Here is a 17,389-nt window from a genome sequence, read left to right as displayed (position 1 = left end):
TGATGTCTCTTCTGCGTATCCGCAACCTATCGGTCGATTTTGCCACTGCGTCAGGCAAGTTCCGCGCCGTGGACTCGGTTGACCAAGATGTCGACACCGGCGAAATCCTCGCCATCGTCGGCGAAAGTGGCTCGGGCAAGTCGGTGTCGATGCTGGCGCTCATGGGCCTGCTGCCTTGGACGGCGACTGTCACCGCCGATGAGCTGACCTTCGATGGTCACGATCTGCTGAAAATGGACCGCCGCGCCCGGCGCAAGATTGTCGGCAATGATCTGGCGATGATCTTTCAAGAGCCGATGTCCTCGCTCAACCCCTGCTTCCCAGTGGGCTGGCAGATCAAAGAATCCCTGCGCTTCCACCTTGGCCTGAACCGCGCCGAACGGCACAAACGCGCCATCGAGCTGTTTGAGCAGGTCGGTATTCCGGACCCGGAAAAGCGCCTGTCGGTCTTTCCGCACCAGATGTCGGGCGGGATGAACCAGCGCGTGATGATCGCCATGGCGATTGCCTGCAAACCCAAGCTGCTGATCGCGGATGAGCCGACGACCGCGCTCGACGTGACCATTCAGGCGCAGATCCTCGACCTGCTGACCTCGCTGCGCGAAGAGACGGGCATGGGGCTGGTGCTGATCACCCACGATATGGGCGTGGTGGCCGAAACCGCCGAGCGCGTCAGCGTGCAATATGCCGGTCAGAAGATCGAGGAGCAGCAGGTGCTGCCGCTCTTCCGCGAGCCGCACCACCCTTATACGGCGGCGCTCTTGGATGCGCTGCCCGAACGCGCGACTGAGAAACGCCTGCCGACGATCCCCGGCGTGGTGCCGGGCCAGTTCGACCGGCCTGCCGGGTGCCTGTTCTCCCCGCGCTGCAAGTTCGCCAACGACAAATGCCGCAACCAGAACCCGCCCCCCTTGAGCGAGGAACTGGGCAAGGCCCGTTGTTTCTATCCGCTGAATACCGATGAAAGGGTCGCGTCATGACTGCCCCCGTAATGACCGCCGACGCGCTGGAGCGTCACTATCAGGTTGGTGGCGGCTTCCTGCGCAAGACCCAGACGCTCAAGGCCGTCGCGGGCCTCGATTTCCAACTGCACCCCGGCAAGACGCTGGCCGTTGTGGGCGAAAGCGGCTGTGGCAAGTCCACGCTGGCACGCATGGTCACGATGATCGAAGAGCCGACCGCAGGCTCGCTGACGCTTGACGGCAAAGCGGTCCGGCCCGAGGATTGGGCCGACCTGCGCCAGCATGTTCAGATCGTGTTTCAAGACCCCTACGGCTCGCTTAACCCGCGCCAGCAGATCGGCACGATCCTGCAAGAGCCGCTGGTGATCAACCGCAAGGACATGTCCAAGAAGCAGCGCGAGGAAAAGGCGCGCGAGATGCTGCGCCTCGTCGGGCTGCGGCCTGAGCATTACGACCGCTACCCGCATATGTTCTCGGGCGGTCAGCGCCAGCGGATCGCAGTGGCGCGGGCCTTGATGCTGGACCCGAAGGTGCTGGTGCTGGATGAGCCGGTCTCGGCTTTGGACCTGTCGATCCAGTCGGCCATCCTGAACTTGTTGGTGGACCTTCAGGAAAAGATGCAGCTGGCCTATCTCTTCATCAGCCATGACCTTTCGGTCGTGCGCCATGTGGCTGACGATGTGATCGTCATGTATCTGGGCCGCGCGGTTGAGAAGGGGCCGAAGGACGAAGTCTTTGAGAACCCGCGCCATCCCTATACGGCGGCGCTGCTCTCCGCGACGCCCCGCGCCGACCCCGAAGGCGGCAAGGAGCGGATCAAGCTACAGGGCGAATTGCCCTCGCCGCTGGCGATCCCCGAGGGCTGCCCCTTTGCCCCGCGCTGCTGGAAGGTGCAGGATGTCTGCCGGAAAGAGCGGCCCGTGCTTGAGGGCGCACCGCATCCGGCAGCCTGCTACTTCCCCGTCGACGAGTGAGGCGTTGCAGGTGGGTCAGACCACCTGCGCCACCACGCCAATGCAATCGCCCATCTTGACCAGTCCCGGCACATGCCGTGCGGTCAGGATGCCGCCAAGCTGCGCATGGGCGGTGCTTGCAGACTGACCGCTGCGGTCACTCGGCCAGAGCCGCGCAATCGGCTGGCCTTCGGTCACCTCATCCCCCAGATCGACCAGCGGTTCTAGCAGCGCATTCGTCTCGCTAAAGGTGAAGCAGCGCCCATCGGGCATGTCGAGCATCACGGTCTCTGCCATCTCGGGCTCACCAGCCAAAATCCCTGCATGGATCAACAGATTGCGTGCGCCTTTGCGGGCCACGGCAACGCTCTTGGCAGTGGAGGTTCCCGCGCCGCCGAGCTCGGTGGTGACAAAGACCTTGCCCTGTTCCTCCACTTCCGTGTCGAACATGCCGCGACTGTCGATCTCCAGCATCTTCATCGAATAGGGCGCGTTGAACGCCTCCATCGCGGCCATGCAGGCGGCCTCTTGTTTCTTGTCGGGCAAGATATGCGCGGCCGCGAAGGGCAGGAAATCCAGCGTGCGCCCGCCTGAGTGGTAATCCAGCACGATATCGGCCAGTGGCACCAGTTCGGTCGCGATGTAATGCGCGATCTTCTGGGTCACCGTGCCGCCGGGGCTGCCCGGAAAGCTGCGGTTCATATTGCCGCCATCGATGGGCGAACAGCGGCGGCCAGCGGCAAATGCGGGTTGGTTCATCATCGGTAGGATGATGACGCGGCCCGTGACCTCTGCCGGATCCAGCGTGGCGGCCAGTTCCTGCAGGGCAATCGGCCCTTCGTATTCATCGCCGTGGTTGCCGCCTGTTAGCAGCGCCGTGGGGCCGTCGCCGCCATTGATGACGGTGATCGGCACCATGACAGAGCCCCAGGCGCTGTCATCGCGGCTGTAGGGTAGGCGGAGAAACCCGTGATGCGCGCCGGGTTTGTCGAGGGGGATGGTCGGGGTGATGGGATTGCTGGTCATGCGGAAACAAACAACTTTCGCGGTGTGGTGCAGAAACATTCATGGCCGGTCTCGGTGATGCGAATCGGCTCGGTGATCTCTAGCCCGCCGTCGTCGAGCCAGAGCGCGGGCATAAAGTGGAAGGTCATGCCCGGCTCTAGGATCGTCGTGTCGCCGCGACGGAAAGAGATCGTGCGCTCGCCCCAGTCGGGGGGATAGCTGATGCCGATGGCATAGCCGCAGCGGCTGTCTTTCTCAAACCCCGCCTTGTTGAGCGTTTTGTTGAAAGCGTTGGCGATATCCTCGGCCTTGTTGCCGGGTTTGGCCTGTTCGAGCCCTGCGTCGATGGCATCCAGTACGGCGCTTTCTGCGTCGCGGTATTTTTGCGGGACATCGCCAAAGAACAGCGTGCGCGACTGCGGGCATTGATAGCGCCGATGCGCGCCCGCGATCTCGAAGAAGGTGGCCTCATTGGGCTGCATCGGGCGGTCGTCCCACGTGAGGTGCGGGGCAGTGGCGTCCATGCCCGAAGGGGCCATGGGCACGATGGCGGGGTAGTCTCCCCAGAACCCCTGCGCGCCGCGAATACCGGTGGCATAGATCTCGGCCACCAGATCGTTCTTGCGCATGCCGGGCACGGCGACTTCGAGGATGCGGACGTGCATTTCCTCAACGATGCGGGCGGCGCGTTCCATGTATTCGATCTCGCGCTCGGATTTCACGGCGCGTTCCCAGTTCACCAGCGCCGTGGCATCCATAAAGGTCGCCTTGGGCAATTTGGTCTTGAGCGTGTCATGGGCGCGGGCGGAGTAATAGTAGTTGTCCATCTCCACGCCGATGCGCGCGTTCTCTAACCCCATCTCGCTTAGAAGGGCAGAGAGGTCTTCCATCGGGTGCTTTTCTGGGTTCTGGACGTAGCTGTCATCGTAACCGCGGATGCAGTCATCCTCCATGAAGACGGTCCGCCGTGCGCCAAGCGCGTCCATGCCGCGGCCCCACCAGACCGGCTCGCCTTCATGTGTCACGATCACCGCTTGGTAGACGTAGAACGACCAACCGTCATAGCCCGACAGCCAAGACATGTTCGACGGGTCGCTGACCACGATCGCATCCATGTTGCGCGCGGCCATGGTCTTGCGCGTTCGGTCGACCCGGCGCTGGTACTCGCTGTTTGTAAAATTCGCCTCATACGTGGTCATAGGCCAGCCCCTTTCATGTCTGGTTACCCGAATATTGTGATCCGGCCAGAGGGGCCGGGATCACGGAATGATGCCCTGTGCATGGGCGCTTGGCATGTCGCAGTCGAACAGACGGCCATAGCCATCGGGGCGGCCCGACAGCCCGCCCATTCGTTGCAATGCCCAGCACAGCGCTTGGTTGGAGGTCACGACCGGTTTGCCCAAAGCGGCTTCGATCCGGTCGATTACGTCGACACCGCGCAAAGACGTGCAGGAGAGGAAAAATGCCTCTACTTCTGGTCCGTCCAGTGCTTTGGCGCCGTTAATGATGCTTTCGTCGTCGATCCGCGCCATATCGCGGTCGTCTTCCAGCCCGAAGGCGCCGTTGCGCATGACCTGTAGGCCCTGTTCCTCGAAATAGGCGGCGAGGGGGGCGGCGGTTTCCGGCAGATAGGGGGTGAGCATTGCCACACGTTTCACGCCAAGTGCTGCAAAGCCCGCGATGGCGGCAGAGGCGGGGGTGATGACCGGCACGCCGGGGAGCCCTTCGCCGATGGCTTCACGCACCGCAGGATTGCCGATGGCGACAGAGGCCGAGGTGCAGCAAAAGGCGATGGCCGAAAGCTTGATCCCCGGCACCAGCAGCGCCGCGGTGCGGGCCATATCGGGGGTCATGGCGCGCAGGCGTTCGGGGGTGGTGGGGTTCTCAAACGCGATGCGCGCCACATGCAATGCGGCCTGCGCGGAGTCGATCAGCCGCGCCGCGTCACGCTCAAAGGTCATGTCGGTCGACAGCAGCATCGCACCAAGGCGCACGGGGTCATCTTCACGCAAACGGCACTCAAGCGTTTCGCTTTGCACAGGGGGTGTCACCTGAATATTCCTTTGATCTAGACGACAAGCACGGGGCATTTCGCAAGCCCCGTGACTTTGTGTGACACCGATCCGAGCAGATAGCTATCGCCCGTCGCGCCCAACCCGCGCGAGCCGATGACGATAAGGTCGGCATCATGTTTCTTGGCGAATTCGGTCACCGCCCGCGCCGGTCGGCCCGAGCGCACGAAAGCGCGCACATTCTCGACGCCCGCGTCTTTCATCAACTGTTTGCCGTGGCTGATGATCTCGGTCGCATGGGCCTGCATCGCATCGTCGATATTGCCCGGATCATTCACCCGCACCATCGAGAGCGACGCCTCCAGCATCGAATGATGGCGGTAGATCGTCAGCAGCGTCACCTTCGCCCCGGTCAGATTGGCCATCTCTGCCGCCTTCATTAGCGCGCGGTCGGCATTCACCGAGCCGTCATAGGGGGCGAGGATATGGGTGAACATGACGCTCTCCTCTTATTTCGAAAAGGCCAGATCGCGCAGGAACAGGGCAATCTGTGGGAAGAAAATCAACGCGACAGACACGCTGAGCAGCATGACGATGAAGGGCGGGGTGCCGCGGATAACCTCCATATAGGGCCGTTTGAAGACCGCGATGGCGGTGAAGATATCACAGCCAAAGGGCGGCGTGGCCGAACCGATGGCGACCTGCAAAGTGATGACCGTCCCGACCAGCACCGGGTCAAGGCCAACCGAGTCGACCACCGGTGCAAAGATCGGCACGAAGACGAGGATCACCACGATCGGGTCCACGAACATACAGCCGATGAAGAAGGCGATGGAGATCACAAAGAGCACGCCAATCGGCCCCATGCTGTCGATCCCGATGCCCGCCAAAACCGCCTGCGGGATTTGCGCAAAAGAGATCACCCAAGAGAAGGCCGCGCCTGCCGCGACAAGGATGAAGACCACGGCGGTGATCAGCCCGGTGGATTTCGCCGTCTCATAGATGCCAGCAAAGTCGATCTCACGAAAGACGATCATCTCAAGGAAGATGGCATAGAGCACGCAGGCCGCCGCCGCTTCGGTCGGAGAGAAGACGCCGCCGTAGATGCCGCCGATGATGATCGCCGGAAACCCCAGCGGCCAAAGCGCTTGTTGTACCGCGCGGGCACGCTCGCCCCATGTGGCTTTCTCTTCGGTGGGGACGTTGTGGCGGTAGGCGTATATCACCGAATAGACCGAAAACAGCGCGAGGATCAGCAGCCCCGGCCCAATGCCCGCGATGAACAGTTCGGCAATTGAGGTGTTGGAGACGACGCCGTAGATGATCATCCCGATGGAGGGCGGGATCAGAAACGCGATGTCGGACGAGTTCACGATCAGCGCCAGCACGAAACTGTCTTTGTAGCCTGCTTTGAGCATCCGGGGCCGCAGGGGGGAGCCCACCGCAACCACTGTGGCCTGCGTAGAGCCTGAGACCGCGCCGAACATGGTACAGGCCGCAGCCGTGGCAACCGCAAGCCCGCCCTTCATGTGTCCCACGAAGGACATCACCATGTCGATCAGCCGCCCGGCGGACTGGCCGCGCGTCATGATATCGGCGGCAAAGATGAACATCGGCACGGCGATTAGCGAAGCGGGCCGGACGCCCGCCATCATTTGTTGCACCATCGTCTCTAGCTGGCCGAAACCGCCGAAGAGAGAGTAAAAACCGACAAACGCGCCGACGATCAGCGGGATCATCATGGGAAAGCCCAGCAGCAGCAGGACGACCATGATGGAGAAAATGGTAGTGCCCATCGCTTAGACCTCCCGCTCGTTGTCGTCGTAGCCTTCCAGCACGCTGGTCGACAGGTAAATGTCAGGCTCGATAATGTTTTTGATGGCGGTCAGCAGGTATTGCAGCCCGGTCATGAAGAAGCCGAAGGGCACCCAGACCAGCGTCCACCAGACCGGCACTTGCAGCGCGGGCAGCAGGCGGCCACGCCCGGCTTGGGTCATGATATATTGCAGCGCATACCACGCGAGGCCGAACATGAAGACGGCGGTGACGAAGGCGATAAAGATCATCAGCACCTTGCGGGGGCGCGGGGGCAGGGCGTCGAAAATCGCTGACATGCGGATATGCCGCCCGTGCCGCGCGGCATAGGAAATGCCCGCGAAAGTGATGAGAATGATCAGAATGCTGTTCAATTCTTCGGAAAAGAAGATCGAGCTTTGAAAGACGAAACGGCCCACCACATTGGCAATCGTATTGGCGGCCATCAACAAAACACCAGCGGCGAGCATCACAGACTCAAGCCAGCTGATCGCGTTGTCGATTGTGCCCAAAGGGCCGGGTAGGGTGGATTTGTAGGTGCCAACGGGGGCGTCATCAGTGCCGGTGGTGTCTGTCTGCGATTGCAGTTGCGAACTGTGGTTGTCTTCCGTCACCGGCGTCATCCCGTGAATGGTTCAAAATGGATCGCGTCAAAATAAGGTCACCCCCCGGACAGTGCCGGAGGGTGAAAGGATGCGTTTACTTCACGGCTTCGAGGTCAGCCTTGAATTGCTCAAGGATTTCCTTGCCGCTGTCGCCTGTCATCTCGATAAAGGCTTCTTCGACCGATGCAGCCTTGTCTTTGAAGGGCTGGCGCTCTTCTTCGGACAGGATGTTGATCTGCATGTCAGGCTTCGCCGCTGCGATGTTTTCCAGCGACTTTTCCTGCAGGCCGGACTGGTATTCGAGGATATATTCGAACGCCGCGTCGGATGCGTTTTCCACAACCTCTTTGTCCTCATCGGACAGACCGTCATAGAAATCCTTGTTGGCCATCACAGCAGTGGTAAAGTTGTTGTGGCCGATGCAGGTGATGACGTCTGTCACCTCATACATCTTGGTGGATTCCAGGTAGAAGCCGGGGTTTTCTTGGCCTTGGATGATGCCGGTCTGCATCGCGCCATAGACTTCGCCCCATGGCAGCGGTGTTGGCGTGGCGCCGAAGGCTTTGTAGCTTTCCACCAAGAGCGGGTTGGTCATCACGCGGAACTTGACCTCATTGAGGTCTTCGGGCGTTTTGACCGGCTCTTGCGTGGTCATGCAGACCTCGCCTTCGGGGAACATCTTGAGCAGTTCCAGACCTTGCTCTGCATAGAGCTCTGGGAACATCTCGTTGATGGCCTTGGAAGTGCGGAAGAACTCGTTGAGTTGCTCACCGTCCTGCGGCAGCAGGTAAGGCACGAAGAAGACCTGCGCCTCGGGGATCAACGCGCCGGTAAAGCCGGGCGACTGGTCGACGAACTGCAGGATGCCGGCCTGCGCCTGTTCCATCGTGTCGACGGATTCACCCAAGGTGCCGTATGGGAAAAGCTGAACTTCGTGGTCGGAGTTCGCTTCGACTTCTTCTTTGAATTTCTGGGCGTATTTACCCTGCACTTCGTCGAGCGCTTCTTCGAAGGCATAGCGCCATGTTTCGGCAGAGGCCGCGCCTGCGACACTCGTCACGGCTGCGAGGATACCCCCGGTGATTACGGTCTTGAAAATAGCCATGTTACTCCCTTTCATTTATTGCCCGCGCAGCACAAAGGCCGCAGCGAAACTAATGTCCTGACTGTTAGATCATTTAAACCGATCTCAATCATGTCAATGTGAATATTGATCCATGACAATTTGAGCCGCTCTCACAGTCCTTCCGTCCTACCCCTGTTGCGTAATCTTGCATCGATCATGCGAATCCCGCGGGCAAATTCGGGAAAGGATTGCCCCCCGACGGCGATACGCAGGCCGGGGTGGCGGTCTGGCGGGCCGATGGCGAAACTGGCTCCATTGGCCACGGCGACGCCGCTCTCGCGGATGGATTTGACCAGTTCAGCCTCTTCGTAGATGTCACGACAGGGCAACCAAAGATGCAGCCCGTTTGGACTGGTGCGCATGTCGAGCCCGCGAAAGACGTTGGCGGCGAAATCGGCGCGGTCGCGCAGGGCCAGTTGCTGACGGTTGAGCAGGGTTTGGGCGGTGCCTTCCTCGATCCAGCGCCCGGCGATCTCGGTCATCATATTGGTGGCCATCCAACTGGTCACCATATGCCGGTTGGCCGCCGAGGCCCCAAGGTGGTCCGGCACCACCAGATATCCGACCCGCAACCCCGGCATCAGGCATTTGGTGAGGCTGGTGAAATAGAGCACCCGTTCTGGCGCCATGGCTGCCATCGGCGGTGGCGGCGCGTCTTGCAGCGGCCCCCATGACTGGTTCTCGATGATCAGCAGATCATGGCGTCGTGCCACCTCGATCACCGCAGCGCGGCGGCTTTCGGTCATGGTAAAGGCCAACGGGTTGGCACCATTCGGGATCAGGTAGACGGCTTTGACAGGCTCTTTCGCACAGACCCGCTCCAGCGCCTCGGGGCAGATGCCGCCCGCGTCGACGCTCACTCCTTGCAGGCGGATGCCTAAAAAACGGGCGAGGGGGCGCAGGGTGTGATGGCCGATGTCTTCGCTGACGATCAGATCGCCGGGTTGGGCCGCCGTCATCATCGCCACGGTCATCGCGCTGGTGCTGCCATTGGTGGGGATCACCGCCATCCCCTGCAGATCCAACCCACAAAGCGAGAGCCAGCGCCGCACTGCGCTGCTGCTGTCACCGGCGCGGAGGTCTTGGCGAAACCCGCCCATCATCGCGCGGGGCAGGGAGCGTGCCATCGCGCGTAGCGTCTTTTGCATCGCCTCCTCATGGGCGTGATCCAGCACGGGTTTCAGGATCGACATATCCAGCAACCGCCCGGCAGCCTTGCGGCTGACGAAGGGCATGGAGATATCATCGCTCGCCGCGCGGACGAAAGTGCCGCGCCCCACCTCTCCGACGATCTTGCCCGCCTCGACCAGCTTGTCATAGGCGCGGCTGACGGTTTGCACGCTAAGCGACAGATCGAACGCCAGTTGCCGCTGCGTCGGCATCCGGTCTCCGGGTTTGAGCACACCATTCTGAATCGCCGTTTCAATCGTCTGAACGAGTGAACGGTAGGCAGGTCGGGTCAGGGATCCGGGGTCTGGGCGCCATTTTGTCATGATCAGGATGATCACCACAATCATGACAATTGACAAGTCTGACCTGCGCTCGCATGAAACTGGCATGAGCTTTGTTAAACTGGATAAACGCGATATCGCGGTGCTGTCGATCCTCTCTCGCGAGGGGCGCATCGCCAAATCTGCGCTTGCCGACAAGGTTAATCTTAGTCCCACCGCCTGCGGCGAACGGCTGGCGCGGTTGGAGTCTGCGGGCATCATCACCGGCTATCAGGCTCATGTCGCCCTGCGCCGCATTGCCCCGCATGTCACCGTCTTTGTGCAGGCCGAACTGGGCAACCACCGGGCCGAGGCGTTTCAGCGGTTCGAGGCCGTGATCGCGCAGCATGATGAGATTGTGCAGTGCTGGGCCTTGGGCGGCGGCTTTGACTATCTGCTACAGGTCGTCACCCGCGACATCGACAGCTACCAACGTCTGATGGATGCGCTGCTGGATCAGCAGGCCGGGCTGACGCGCTATTTCACCTATGTGGTCACCAAATCGGTCAAATCGGCGCCGCTGCCGCTGTCGCTGCTCTTGCCCGAAGACGAAAGCTGAGCCGCCGTAGTTTTTGCGGCGGGCAGGGTGCTGCGCCGCAAAACCTCCTGCCGATGGTGTGATATTCGGTCAATCCCGCGCCACATCCTGCGTTACCTTCGGGGCAATTCATCCCAAGGAGGTGCCCGATGACCAAGATGATCCCAACCCCTGCCGATGGTCTGCCCGCGCTGACGCGGGGCGAGCTGGCCCGCCATTTCGCCTATGTCGGCGGCGCATGGGTCGCTGGCGCGCAGAGCGATGACTTCAAGGTGACTGACCCGGCAAGCGGTGCGGTCTTGGGGTCGGTTGCCAAGCTTAACGCCGATGACAGCCGCGCCGCGGTGGATGCCGCCCATGCCGCCTTTCCCCATTGGGCCGGGCTGTTGCCGCAAGAGCGTGGTGCCATCCTGCGCCGCTGGCGCGATCTGATGTTGGAAAATCGCGAGGATTTGGCGCGGATTATGACCGCCGAACAGGGCAAACCCATCTCGGAATCCCGTGGCGAGATCGACTATGCCGCGTCCTTCTTTGAGTTCTATTCCGAAGAGGCGCGCCGCCCCAACATCGAAGGCGTCACCTCGCATCTGCCGGATGCCGAGGTGGAAATCTGGCGCGAGCCGGTGGGCGTGGCCGCACTGATCACACCGTGGAACTTCCCCTCCGCCATGCTGACCCGCAAGGCAGGTGCCGCGCTGGCGGCGGGCTGCACCGTGGTGGCGCACCCGTCGGCAGAGACGCCATTCTCGGCGCTGGCACTGGCCGAATTGGGCGAGCAGGCGGGGCTGCCCAAAGGCGTGTTCAACGTCGTCACTGGCGAAGCGCCGGAAATCGTGAAGCCCTGGATGGAGGACAACCGCGTGCGGGCAATCTCTTTCACCGGGTCTACCGAGATCGGCAAGCTGCTGTATCGTCAGGCATCCGACAGTGTGAAACGCTTGGTGCTCGAACTCGGCGGCCATGCGCCTTTCATCATGTTCGATGATGCCGATATGGACCGCGCGGTCGAAGAGGCGATCAAGGCCAAGTTCGCCACCTCTGGTCAAGACTGCCTCGGTGCCAACCGCTTCTTTATTGCCCGCGACAGCTATGCGACCTTCTGCGCGCGATTCACCGCAGCGACGCAGGCGCTGACCGTGGGCGTCGGCGCGGATGATCCCGACATCGGGCCGTTGATGAACGAGAAAGCCGTCGCCAAACAAGAAGAGCACGTCAAAGATGCGCTTGACCGTGGGGCGCGGCTGCTTTGTGGTGGCAAACGTCACGCGGCGGGGCCGCTGTTCTTTGAACCGACGGTGTTGGCCGATGTGCCTGCGGACGCGCTGATCATGCGTGAGGAAACCTTTGGCCCCGTGGCCGCCATCGCGGCCTTCGGCAGTGAGGATGAAGCGATCACACGGGCCAATGACACGGAGTACGGGTTGGTGGCCTATGTCCACAGCCAAGACCCACGCCGCATCTACCGCGCCAGCCGGGCGCTGTGTTTCGGCATGGTGGCGGTGAACCGCACCAAGGTGACCGGCGCGCCGATCCCCTTTGGCGGCACGAAACAATCGGGCATCGGACGCGAAGGGTCGCGGCTGGGGCTCGAAGCCTTTACGGAAGTGAAATACGTCTGCCGTGACTGGGCCTGAGATGTGAAGATACGGCGCAAAGGCGCGTCGGAAGAAAGGAAAGACCAATGCTGAAGAACGATATGCTCGAACAATGGGACCGTGAAAATTTCTTTCACCCCTCCACCCATCTGGCGCAGCACGCGCGCGGCGAAAGCCCGACCCGTGTGATCAAGACCGCCAAAGGCAGCCATATCACCGACCGCGACGGCAACCAGATGCTCGACGCTTTTGCCGGCCTCTATTGCGTGAACGTGGGCTATGGCCGGACAGAGATCGCCGAGGCGATTGCCGAGCAGGCACATGAACTGGCCTATTACCACTCCTACGTCGGCCACGGCACCGAGGCGAGCATCACCCTGTCCAAAATGATCCTCGACCGCGCGCCCGAAGGCATGAGCAAGGTTTATTTTGGCCTTGGTGGCTCGGACGCGAATGAGACCAACGTCAAGCTGATCTGGTATTACAACAACATCCTTGGCCGTCCTGAGAAGAAAAAGATCATCTCGCGCTGGCGTGGCTATCACGGGTCGGGTCTGGTGACGGGCTCGCTGACCGGATTGGAGCTGTTTCACAAGAAGTTCGACCTGCCGCTGGCACAGGTGGTGCACACCGACGCGCCCTATTACTACCGCCGCCCCGACGCCAACATGAGCGAAGCAGAGTTCACCGCGCATCTGGTGGGCGAATTGGAAGCGCTGATCGAACGCGAGGGCGCCGACACCATCGCCGCCTTCATCGGTGAGCCGGTTCTGGGCACCGGGGGCATCGTGCCGCCGCCCGAAGGCTATTGGGCCGCCGTGCAGGAAGTGCTGAACAAACACGACATCCTGCTGGTCGCGGATGAAGTCGTTACCGGCTTTGGCCGTCTGGGCAGCATGTTCGGCTCGGATCACTACGGCATGAAGCCGGACCTGATCACCATCGCCAAGGGTCTGACCTCGGCCTACGCGCCGCTTTCGGGTTCGATCGTGGGTGACAAAATGTGGAAGGTGCTGGAGCAGGGCACCGATGAAAACGGCCCCATCGGCCACGGCTGGACCTATTCGGCGCACCCCATCGGCGCCGCTGCCGGGATCGCGAACCTCAAGCTGATCGACGATCTGAAACTGATTGAGAATGCCTCGGACGTGGGGGGGTATCTCAATGCGCAGATGAAGGCGGCGTTGGGCGATCACCCCAAAGTGGGCGATATTCGCGGCGAAGGGATGCTCTGCGCCGTGGAATTGGTCGAAGACCGCGATGGCCGCACGCAGTTTGATCCGGCGCGCAAAGTGGTGCCGACCATCGTCGGCGATATGCTCAAGGCCGGGGTCATTGCCCGCGCCATGCCCCAAGGCGACATCATCGGCTTTGCGCCGCCCTTCTGCCTGACCCGCGAAGAAGCGGATAAGGTCGTGGGCGCCACCGCCGAGGCGATCAAGGCAAGCTTGGGCTAAGACCCAAGGGGATGAGGATAGAGCGGCCCGGCGGAAACGTCGGGCCGTTTGCGTTGAGGGGAATCACTCTTGGACGCGAAGTGGCGAGTCGTCCGATCAAAAATGAAAATGCGGTAAAGATGGCCGCTTTTCGGGTCAAATTCCCCCGATATGGAAACAGTGCCCCGGTTTGTCGCCTATTTACTAAGAATTCGTCAAAATTAGGCCACAGTTCCCAGAGAAATTAGGACAAAGCAGCGGTCCGTCCAGTTTGGGGCCCAAAGATTTTGATCTGTGGAGAGATGTGATGAGAATTCTGGCGGTGGATGACGATCCGATTATCCTCGAATTGCTTGGGCAATTTGTAGAGATTATCGGTGCGCATGATCTGACGACCGCCCCATCTGCACTGCATGCGGTCGATATGTTGGGTGATCCCGACCTCGGTCCGATTGATTGCTTCATGCTTGATATTCAGATGCCGAGCATGGACGGGATCGAACTGGCGCAGCACATTCGCAACTCGGCGCGCCATGCCGATACGCCAATCTTGATGCTCACCGCGATGTCCGACAAACGCTATATCGACGCGGCTTTTGCCGCCGGGGCCACCGACTATGTGACCAAGCCTTTTGAGATTGCCGAGCTGAAATCACGCATCGGGCTGGTCGAAGGCATGGTGAAAGAGCGTCAGCAGCGGACCAAGAAGATTTTCGCCGCCAAGACCATCGCCGATCAGGCCACCCATATGGAATTGTTCGAGCCGGTCCCGATCTACGACGTGGACAATGTGATCGACTACACCGCGATGGAAAACTACGTCGCACAGCTGTCACGCAGCGCGCTTTTCGGCTCCACCGCCTTTGCCTTTACCATCCGCGAGGTTGACGCCTTCCACGCGACGATGACCTCATTTGAGTTTTATAGCCTTGTGTCCGATGTGGCCGAGATCCTGTCTGATACGCTTGTCGACCATCAGGTGCTCATGTCCTACGCGGGCAATGGCACTTTCGTGTGCGTTACGGAAAGCGGATGGCGTCCGAATATGGGCGGTTTGATGGATGCGGTTAACTTGGAGTTGTCTCAAACCGAATTGTTCGACAATAATGGCGAACGTGTTCACCCGCGTGTCAGCGCGGGGGAGGCCGTGCGGCTGATCTGGAAGAGCGGCAATTCCGTCATGGATGCGCTGGCGCAGGCTCATGCAAGCGCAGAAGCCGCCAGTGAGGCACATACGAAATCGCTCAATGACTTTTGGCAGAATGATCAACAGGCATGACTAAAATGTTAGCTGAACTTCCCGGCATAGAGCGCATTCGCAAGCGCTTTGTCGAAATGCTGGACGAGCGCCAGACGCTGATCGCAACCCATGGCTTGGCCGCTTGGGACGGGACGACCGTGGATGAGATCAAAGGCAATCTGGCCAGCGCGCAGGCCATTCTGCACCAGATCGCAGGCAGCGCCGGGTCGCTCGGCTTTGAAGAGCTTGGCCGGCTGGCGCGTCAGTGCGAAACCCAAATCGTCGAGCATCTCGCCGGACCTCGCGCTGAACGCGCGGATTGCCCGATCGAGATCATCTCGGAACTGGATGGTTTCGTCGCGCATTGCCGGCAGCAAATCGACGCCCAAGCCTAGGGGCGCGGCGGCCGTGGTTTGCCCCGGCCCCAAGTCATTCAGACAATTTATCTAGAAGCTGCCCCATAGGGCAGGCCAAGTGACCGCTGGCCTAGTTGGCCTGCATCGCCGCCTTGACCTGATCCGCGAGAGCGATGGGGTCGAAGGGTTTGCTGATCACGTCAGCGGCCCCCAGATCGCGCAGCTCTTCGATCTCGTTATGCTGGGCGCGAGCGGTCATGAAGATCGCTGGCACGTCGCGCAGGCTATCCATTTCGCGCATCTTCTCAAGGGTCTGGCGACCGGTCATGCCGGGCATCATCATATCGAGCAGGATCACATCGGGCGTATAGGACTGAACCTGGTTCAGCGCCGCTTCCCCGGTCTCGCATTGGACGACGTCGAAATCGCCGCTTAGCTCAAGCGCCATCAGCGCGATTTCACGAATATCGGCGTCATCCTCGACGTGCAGCAGTTTGATCATTCCATACTCTCTCTAGGAGGCTTCGCGCAGCAACGCGGCCGGTTCCTCTGCCGCTACCTGAGAATTTTTCTTCGGCAGGGTAAAGTAAAATGTCGTACCAAATCCCTCGCGGCTGTCAAAACCTATTTTACCGCCAAGATTCTCGACGATGGCTTTGCAAACACTGAGGCCCAGCCCGGTGCCGCCATTGTCGGCCCGGTTGGAGTTGGACAGATCGGCAAACCGCTGGAACACCTTGTGCTGCTCAGAGGCCGGAATGCCCGGGCCGCGGTCCGCCACAGAGATGCGCAATTCGTTCTCATTCTCTTCGGCGCGAATGGTAACGCGCTCTCCGGGTTTGGAGAATTTGGACGCATTGGATAAGAAGTTCGTCAGCACCTGAATGACCCGGTTCGGATCTGTGGTCACTTTGTTCAGGTCATCCGTGCCTTCCACTTGAATGCGCACGCCGTGGCGCTGTTCAAGCGAGGCGTTCGCGGCGCTGGTCTCGTGCAGAAGTTCTGCGATATCAACCTCTTCGAGGTTGAACTCCAGCCGCCCGTTCGCGATCTTTTCCAGATCGAGGATGTCATTGATGATCAGCACAAGCCGGTCGGCATTGCGGTGGGAGATTTCTAGCAACGCCCGCGCTTTGCTCGGCAATTCACCCGCCGCCCGCGACAAAAGCAGCCCCATGGAGCCCTTGATCGAGGTCAGGGGCGAGCGCAGTTCATGGCTGACCATAGAGATGAATTCCGACTTCATCCGCTCTTCGCTGATGATATCCGAAACGTCGTGCAACATGACCAGGAACCGCCCCGCCGCGCCGCCGGTGGGCAGAAGTTTGATCGTGACTTGGAAATGATTGCCAAACAGTTGCGTGTCGAACTGCGTTATCGCCTTGCCCGACTTTTTTAGATCCCGGCAGGCATCAAGAAGGGCTGGATTGTCGCTTTTCTCTGCCAAGGTTTCGAGCGTTTGTTCGGTATAGGTGTCGGTAGACCAGCCGCTTCGGCTCATGGCGACGCGGTTCATATAGCTGAAACGCTCGGTCTCGGCATCCACGATCCAAATGTCATCGCGCAGTTCATAAAGCGTTTCCGCCGTGTCGCGTTCGGCCAGAAGCTCTTTGGCGTGGGTCACATCGGTACGGGCTGAGATCGATCCGGCCCAAGCCCCTTTCTTGTCGAAAAGGGGCATCACGGTGCATTGCGTCTGTATCACCCGACCATCGGCGCAGCGCAGCGGGGTCTCTCCCTGCCATGTCTTGCCGGCCATCAAGGTGGCCCGGATTTCTGCCAGAAGTTCGCGAAACTCATCTTGGTAAAGCATCGACACAGGCTGGCCGATCAACTGATCGCGGGTATAGCCCGTCAGTTCGATGAAACGGTCGTTAACCTGTTCCAGCATTCCGCCGGTATCGACGATATTCACAATGGCGTGGCTATCAAATGCCCTAAGCCTTTGTTCCATATCGGAACTATCAGTACCCCTCTCAGGGCTTGACTGGAGCGCGTTCGCGGCGAAGGGCGTTAGCCCCGCCAGAATGATCGCGCCGACGACGGGGATAACCTCCCCCGTTTGACCCGCGAAAAGCGCGGAGGTTGCGGTGTACCAACTGCCGGAAATGACAGTGCCCAGAAAAAATGTGGCGGCGGTACGCTTGGTAAATGGCTTTGACGACACTCGTAATTCCTCGCCCCGAAGCGGACATGCTCGAACTATAGCATGACATGTGCGTTGTAATTTAATCAAAATGCCAGAGCATATTGGCA

General features: G+C 60.5%; 17 protein-coding genes. 7 read left to right on the top strand and 10 right to left on the bottom strand.

Annotation, left to right across the window (positions count from 1 at the left end):
• Nucleotides 1-2: 2 nt before the first annotated feature.
• Both K3758_RS16630 and K3758_RS16625 read left to right on the top strand, forming a co-directional pair.
• Nucleotides 3-980 (top strand): ABC transporter ATP-binding protein, encoded by a 978-nt coding sequence (locus tag K3758_RS16630; protein ID WP_259946628.1) that lies wholly within the window; start codon nucleotides 3-5, stop codon nucleotides 978-980.
• Entirely contained in the window at nucleotides 977-1,936 is a 960-nt protein-coding gene (locus tag K3758_RS16625) for an ABC transporter ATP-binding protein (RefSeq protein ID WP_259946626.1), read from the top strand. Before K3758_RS16630 ends, K3758_RS16625 begins: the two co-directional genes overlap by 4 nt.
• A 15-nt stretch (nucleotides 1,937-1,951) precedes the next feature.
• Here the strand turns inward: K3758_RS16625 and doeB are convergent, their stop codons facing one another.
• The 8 genes from doeB to K3758_RS16585 form a co-directional block, all read right to left on the bottom strand.
• On the bottom strand, nucleotides 1,952-2,941 hold the full coding sequence (doeB, locus tag K3758_RS16620) for a N(2)-acetyl-L-2,4-diaminobutanoate deacetylase DoeB (protein WP_259946624.1): 990 nt from the start codon (nucleotides 2,939-2,941) through the stop codon (nucleotides 1,952-1,954).
• Nucleotides 2,938-4,119: an ectoine hydrolase DoeA gene (gene doeA / locus K3758_RS16615; RefSeq protein WP_067938832.1), complete on the bottom strand. Its 1,182-nt coding sequence runs from the start codon at nucleotides 4,117-4,119 to the stop codon at nucleotides 2,938-2,940. Before doeA ends, doeB begins: the two co-directional genes overlap by 4 nt.
• 60 nt (nucleotides 4,120-4,179) lie before the next feature.
• Nucleotides 4,180-4,971, bottom strand: coding sequence for an aspartate/glutamate racemase family protein (locus K3758_RS16610; RefSeq protein WP_259946622.1), 792 nt, complete (start codon nucleotides 4,969-4,971; stop codon nucleotides 4,180-4,182).
• A gap of 17 nt (nucleotides 4,972-4,988) precedes the next feature.
• On the bottom strand, nucleotides 4,989-5,429 hold the full coding sequence (locus K3758_RS16605; RefSeq protein WP_132443899.1) for a universal stress protein: 441 nt from the start codon (nucleotides 5,427-5,429) through the stop codon (nucleotides 4,989-4,991).
• Nucleotides 5,430-5,441: 12 nt separating this feature from the next.
• Nucleotides 5,442-6,728 carry a TRAP transporter large permease gene (locus K3758_RS16600; RefSeq protein WP_259946621.1) on the bottom strand — a complete coding sequence of 429 codons (1,287 nt, stop codon included), beginning with the start codon at nucleotides 6,726-6,728 and terminating at the stop codon, nucleotides 5,442-5,444.
• A gap of 3 nt (nucleotides 6,729-6,731) precedes the next feature.
• Complete coding sequence (locus tag K3758_RS16595; protein ID WP_206054276.1) at nucleotides 6,732-7,370, bottom strand: TRAP transporter small permease; 639 nt, start codon at nucleotides 7,368-7,370, stop codon at nucleotides 6,732-6,734.
• Nucleotides 7,371-7,446: 76 nt separating this feature from the next.
• On the bottom strand, nucleotides 7,447-8,457 hold the full coding sequence (dctP, locus tag K3758_RS16590) for a TRAP transporter substrate-binding protein DctP (RefSeq protein WP_259946620.1): 1,011 nt from the start codon (nucleotides 8,455-8,457) through the stop codon (nucleotides 7,447-7,449).
• A gap of 131 nt (nucleotides 8,458-8,588) precedes the next feature.
• Entirely contained in the window at nucleotides 8,589-9,971 is a 1,383-nt protein-coding gene (locus K3758_RS16585; protein ID WP_259946619.1) for a PLP-dependent aminotransferase family protein, read from the bottom strand.
• Between the two features lie 22 nt (nucleotides 9,972-9,993).
• Between K3758_RS16585 and K3758_RS16580 the strand changes: the two genes are divergently transcribed.
• From K3758_RS16580 to K3758_RS16560, 5 genes are all read left to right on the top strand, one after another.
• Nucleotides 9,994-10,527 (top strand): Lrp/AsnC family transcriptional regulator, encoded by a 534-nt coding sequence (locus K3758_RS16580; protein WP_240791552.1) that lies wholly within the window; start codon nucleotides 9,994-9,996, stop codon nucleotides 10,525-10,527.
• Between the two features lie 128 nt (nucleotides 10,528-10,655).
• The gene (locus K3758_RS16575; protein ID WP_259946618.1) at nucleotides 10,656-12,140 is read left to right on the top strand and encodes an NAD-dependent succinate-semialdehyde dehydrogenase; all 1,485 of its coding nucleotides are present in this window, start codon (nucleotides 10,656-10,658) and stop codon (nucleotides 12,138-12,140) included.
• Nucleotides 12,141-12,187: 47 nt separating this feature from the next.
• On the top strand, nucleotides 12,188-13,558 hold the full coding sequence (locus K3758_RS16570) for an aspartate aminotransferase family protein (RefSeq protein ID WP_132443896.1): 1,371 nt from the start codon (nucleotides 12,188-12,190) through the stop codon (nucleotides 13,556-13,558).
• A gap of 286 nt (nucleotides 13,559-13,844) precedes the next feature.
• Nucleotides 13,845-14,816 (top strand): PleD family two-component system response regulator, encoded by a 972-nt coding sequence (locus K3758_RS16565; RefSeq protein ID WP_259946617.1) that lies wholly within the window; start codon nucleotides 13,845-13,847, stop codon nucleotides 14,814-14,816.
• Nucleotides 14,813-15,172 carry an Hpt domain-containing protein gene (locus tag K3758_RS16560; RefSeq protein WP_067940935.1) on the top strand — a complete coding sequence of 120 codons (360 nt, stop codon included), beginning with the start codon at nucleotides 14,813-14,815 and terminating at the stop codon, nucleotides 15,170-15,172. Before K3758_RS16565 ends, K3758_RS16560 begins: the two co-directional genes overlap by 4 nt.
• A 91-nt stretch (nucleotides 15,173-15,263) precedes the next feature.
• Here K3758_RS16560 and K3758_RS16555 read toward each other — a convergent pair whose 3' ends face one another.
• On the bottom strand, nucleotides 15,264-15,635 hold the full coding sequence (locus K3758_RS16555; RefSeq protein ID WP_067622348.1) for a response regulator: 372 nt from the start codon (nucleotides 15,633-15,635) through the stop codon (nucleotides 15,264-15,266).
• Nucleotides 15,636-15,647: 12 nt separating this feature from the next.
• Entirely contained in the window at nucleotides 15,648-17,300 is a 1,653-nt protein-coding gene (locus K3758_RS16550) for an ATP-binding protein (protein WP_259946614.1), read from the bottom strand.
• Nucleotides 17,301-17,389: the final 89 nt, after the last annotated feature.

Origin of the sequence: Sulfitobacter sp. W002 (genome assembly GCF_025142135.1) — a bacterium.
Taxonomy (GTDB): Bacteria; Pseudomonadota; Alphaproteobacteria; order Rhodobacterales; family Rhodobacteraceae; genus Sulfitobacter; species Sulfitobacter profundi.
This window is presented reverse-complemented; position numbering and strand designations above follow the sequence as displayed.